Origin of the sequence: Brucella grignonensis, from assembly GCF_002252505.1 — a bacterium.
In the GTDB taxonomy this organism is placed as follows: Bacteria; Pseudomonadota; Alphaproteobacteria; order Rhizobiales; family Rhizobiaceae; genus Brucella; species Brucella grignonensis.
The window spans coordinates 1-354 of the sequence record NZ_NNRL01000136.1; the positions used below are offsets into that span (position 1 = coordinate 1).

Consider the following 354-nt stretch of genomic DNA (forward strand, 5'->3'; position numbering starts at 1 on the left):
CGTTGGGATCGCGCTTCCCTATGCAGCCGCCACAGCGATAGGCGTCATCTTCCTCTTCGCCGCCAGAGGCGCGGTCGCGATCCGCTCGATGGGGGTGGGGGTGCTCATCGGCGCTGCCGCGCTCGTCGCCGCCGCGGTGGCGCGCGAGAGCATTCGGCTGTCGGGTCTCTCCGACAGCGTGCCTGCCGGTGCCAGCCTCATCAACTACATCGATCCTGCGACGGCGGTCGGCGCGATGCTCGCCGCCGTCGCCGGCGTGTTCGCGCTGCGGGTGGCGATGCGCGGCAATGCGGCCTTTGCCCCCGCCGCGCCACGGCGCATCCACGGCAAGCGCTCCATCCACGGCGACGCCGC

1 pseudogene is annotated in these 354 nt (G+C 72.3%); it reads left to right on the top strand.

Annotated features, from left to right (window positions below):
- Nucleotides 1-354, top strand: a pseudogene (locus CEV33_RS23925) (Ti-type conjugative transfer system protein TraG); the annotation flags it as partial.